This window comes from Micromonospora sp. NPDC049047 (genome assembly GCF_040649135.1).
Classification (GTDB): Bacteria; Actinomycetota; Actinomycetes; order Mycobacteriales; family Micromonosporaceae; genus Micromonospora.
Window position 1 is genome coordinate 1 of record NZ_JBEZEY010000047.1, and the last position, 4,445, is coordinate 4,445.

Below are 4,445 nucleotides of genomic sequence, written 5' to 3' on the forward strand. Positions count from 1 at the left end.
TAGATGCGTTGGTCACGGCGGTAGCGCGGGCGGCGGTCGCGGGAGTCGACCTCGACTGGAACGCGTTCTATGGTCCGGCCGCCGAGCACGTCGACTTGCCCACCTACGCGTTCCAGCGGGAAAGCTACTGGCTGCTGCCGACCGCCGCGGCCGGGGATGTGACCACCGCCGGACTCGTCGCGGCGGACCACCCGCTGCTCGGCGCCGGGGTGCCGGTGCTCGACTCGGGCGGCTGGATCGCCACCGGGCGCCTGTCTGTGCGTACGCAGCCGTGGCTGACCGATCACGCGGTCGGCGGGGCGGTGCTGCTGCCCGGCGCGGCCTTCGTCGAGCTGGCCCTGCGGGCCGGGGCTCAGGTCGGGGCGACCATCCTGCGGGAGCTGACGATCGAGGCGCCGCTGGTGCTGCCGGAGTCCGAGGCAGTGCTGTTGCAGGTCGCGGTCGGCGGGCCGGACGAGACCGGGCAGCGTAACGTGAACATCCACTCGCGACCGGAAGGTGACGGCGGGCAGTGGCGCCGCCACGCCGCAGGCCTGCTCGCGGCGGGCGAACCGGAGCCGCAGTTGTCCGGCGGGCCGGTCGTGTGGCCGCCTGCCGACGCGGAGGAAGTCGACGTCGACGGGCTCTACGATCGGCTCGGCGGAGTGGGGCTCGCGTACGGGCCGGTGTTCCGCGGCCTGCGCCACGCCTGGCGCCGGGGCGAGGACTTATTCGGCGAGGTCGCGCTGCCCGCCGGGGAACCGGCGGAGCGGTTCGGCGCGCACCCGGCCCTGCTCGACGCGGCATTGCATCTCATCGCCGCGTCGAGTGCGGCCGGGACCGGGGCCAGCCTGCCGTTCTCCTGGCGGGACGTGGCCGTGCACGTGCCCGGCGCGCGGGTGGTGCGGGTGCGAGCCACGGTGGCGCCGGGACGGGTGGCGCTGGAGCTGACCGACCCGGCCGGGCGTCCGGTCGTGACGGTCGGCACGGTGGCGCTGCGGCCGGTCTCGGCAGACCAGTTCGGCGGCGCGGCCCGGTCCATGTTCGCGCTGGACTGGGTACCCGCGTCCGCGCTGGTCCCGGTGAGTGCGATGGTCGTGTCCGTCCCGGGTGAGCTGTCGTCCTCGGGCGGCGGATCGCCGGACCTGGTCTGCGCGGTGCTCGACCTGGTGCAGGGCTTCCTCGCCGAGCCCGCCGATCCGGCGTCGCGGCTGATCCTGGTGACCCGAGGCGCGGTCGCCGCGGCGGCCGGCGACGAGGTCGACCCCGCCGTGGCCGGGGTGTGGGGCCTGGTCCGTTCGGTGCAGTCCGAGCACCCGGGCCGGATCGTCCTGGTGGACGCGCCGGGCCCGGTGGACGTGTCGGCGCTGCCCGCCGAGCCCCAGCTCGCCTGGCGCGGCGGAGCCTGGCTGGCGCTGCGCCTGGTCCGCGCTTCCGCAGCCGCATCGGCGGTCCCCACGCTGGGGGTAGCCGCACCGGCGGTTCCCGAGCTGGGGGAGGGCACGGTCCTGGTCACCGGGGGTACCGGCGATCTCGGCGCACTCGTGGCCCGCCATCTGGTCACCGCGCACGGTGTGCGTCATCTGTTGCTGGTCTCCCGCCGGGGTGCGCAGGCACCTGGCGCTGGGGAGCTGGCGGAGTCGCTACGAGCCGCGGGTGCGCTGACGGTGGGCATCGCCGCGGCCGACCTGGCCGACGCATCCGCGCTGGACGCGGTGCTCCGCGCCGTCGAGCCGGCGTACCCGCTGGTGGGTGTCGTGCACGCGGCGGGCGTCGTCGACGACGGCGTGGTGGAGTCGCTGACCCCGCAGCGGATGCGCGGGGTCTGGGGGCCGAAGGCCGAGGCGGCATGGCGCCTGCACAAGCTGACCGAGGGCCTCGACCTGCGCCTGTTCGTGCTGTTCTCCTCGGCCGCCGGGGTGCTCGGCAACCCGGGCCAGACGAACTACGCCGCTGCCAACGCATACCTCGACGGCCTGGCCCAGTACCGGCGGGCCTGCGGGCTGCCCGCGCTGTCGCTGGCCTGGGGCCTGTGGGACAGCGCAGGCGACGTGACGGCCGCGCTCGGGGACGCTGACCGGCAGCGGCTGGCCCGCTCCGGAGTTCGGGCGCTGCCGCCCGCCGAGGGCCTGGCCCTGTTCGACGCCGCACTCGGCATCGACGCGGCCGTGCTGGTCCCGCTCGGACTCCAACCGCAGCAGCTCAGCCACGACACCGCGCCGCCGATCTTGCACTCGCTCATCCCGGCCCGCCGCCGCACCACGCCCGACGCTGGCGCCGCCGGACAAGAGCACGCGCTGGTCAACCAGCTCAGCGCGGTCCCGGCCGACACCTGGCTGCCGATCATCCGCGAGTACGTGCTCGGCCGGGTGGCCAACGTGCTCGGCCGGTCCTCGACGGACGGGCTCGACCCGCACCGCGGCCTGCTGGAACTGGGGTTGGACTCGCTGGCCGCGGTCGAGCTGCGCAACCAGCTCGGCGCGGCGACCGGGCTGCGGCTGTCGGCGACGCTCGTCTTCGACTACCCGACCCCGCACGCCATCACCGAGCATGTGCGGGCCGAACTCGCCGCCGAGCACGCCCAGAACGCGACCGCGCCGCTGTTCACCAAGCTAGACGAGTTGGAGCTCTCGCTGCTGGGTGTCGCGGCCGACGACGAGGCCCAGGACCGGGTGGAGGCACAGCTACGCGGCATGCTCGCCCGGCTCGCCGAGGCGCGCAAGCCCGCCGACGACTACGAGGTGCGCGACCAGCTCGACGCCGCCAGCACCGACGAGCTCTTCGACTTCATCGATCGTGAACTCGGCGAACTCTGACCCGGACCGTGACCATCGAGAGGCCAACCGTGTCAACTCCGGAAGAGCAGAAGCTCGTCGACTACCTCAAGCGTGTCACGGTCGAGCTGCACCAGACGAGGCAGCGCGTCCGCGACGTCGAGGAGTGCGACCGGGAGCCGATTGCGATCGTCGGGATGAGCTGCCGCTATCCGGGCGGGGTCGGCTCGCCGGAGCAGCTTTGGCGGCTGGTCGCCGACGGCGTGGACGCGGTCGACGGCCTGCCGACGAACCGGGACTGGGACGTGGACGGGCTCTACCACCCCGACCCGGACGCGGCAGGCCACACGTACACCCGGGAGGGTGGCTTCCTGCACGACGCCGACCTGTTCGACGCCGACTTCTTCGGCATCAGCCCGCGTGAGGCGCTGGCGATGGACCCGCAGCAGCGGCTGCTGCTCGAGGCGTCGTGGGAGGCGTTCGAGCATGCCGGCATCGACCCCGGCACGGCGCGCGGCAGCGCGACCGGCGTCTACGCCGGAGTGATGTACGCCGACTACGGCGCTCGGCTGCACGGTGCCATCCCGGACGGGTTCGAGGGGCTCGTCGGCGCGGGCAGCGCCGGGTCGATCGCGTCGGGTCGGGTGTCGTACGTGTTCGGCCTGGAAGGGCCCGCGGTCACCATCGACACCGCGTGCTCGTCGTCGCTTGTGGCGATGCACCTGGCCGCGCAGGCGCTACGCAAGGGCGACTGCTCGCTGGCGCTGGCAGGCGGGGTCGCGGTGATGGCCACCCCGGCGGCGTTCGTCGAGTTCAGCCGCCAGCGCGGCCTGGCTCCGGACGGTCGCTGCAAGGCGTTCTCCGCCGCCGCCGACGGCACGGGTTGGGGTGAGGGTGTTGGCGTGCTGGTGCTGGAGCGCCTGTCCGACGCCCGTCGGCACGGCCGCCGGGTGCTCGCGGTGATCGCCGGTAGTGCGGTCAACCAGGACGGTGCCAGCAGTGGACTTACCGCCCCGAACGGGCCGTCGCAGCAGGGTGTGATCAGGGCGGCGCTGGCGAGTGCGGGCCTGTCGGCGGCTGACGTGGACGTGGTCGAGGCGCATGGCACCGGCACCAAGCTCGGTGATCCGATTGAGGCGCAGGCGTTGATTGCGACGTATGGGCAGGGGCGCCCGGCGGGCCGTCCGTTGTGGATCGGGTCGTTGAAGTCGAATGTTGGTCATACTCAGGCGGCTGCTGGGGTCGGTGGTGTGATCAAGATGGTGATGGCGATGCGGCATGGTGTGTTGCCGCGGACGTTGCATGTGGATGAGCCGTCGCCGTTTGTGGATTGGTCGGCGGGTGCGGTGCAGTTGTTGACTTCGGCGCAGGAGTGGCCGGTGACGGGTCGTCCGCGTCGGGCGGCGGTGTCGTCGTTCGGGTTCAGTGGCACTAATGCGCATGTCGTTTTGGAGGCCGCTCCTGTGGCTGTGCCGGCGGTCGCCGGCACGGCCGGAGAGGTGGTGGCCGGTGTGGCGGTGCCGTGGGTGGTGTCGGGCCGGTCGGAGGTTGCCGTGATGGCTCAGGCGCGGCGGTTGGCCGATTGGGATTGTGGCGGGGTGTCTGCGGCCGCTGTGGGTCGGGCGTTGGTGACGCGGCGGGCGGGGTTTGAGTTTCGGGCGGCGGTGGTTGGTCGGGATGTCGCTGAGTTGA

Annotated in this window: 2 protein-coding genes; both read left to right on the plus strand. The window is 73.2% G+C overall.

Annotated elements, in window-relative coordinates; genetic code table 11:
- On the plus strand, positions 1 to 2,795 hold a 2,795-nt coding region (locus AB0B86_RS33405; RefSeq protein ID WP_357420613.1), incomplete at its 5' end, for a KR domain-containing protein.
- A 29-nt stretch (positions 2,796 to 2,824) separates the two neighbouring features.
- A partial coding sequence (locus tag AB0B86_RS33410; protein ID WP_357420615.1) for a beta-ketoacyl synthase N-terminal-like domain-containing protein occupies positions 2,825 to 4,445 on the plus strand: 1,621 nt, incomplete at its 3' end.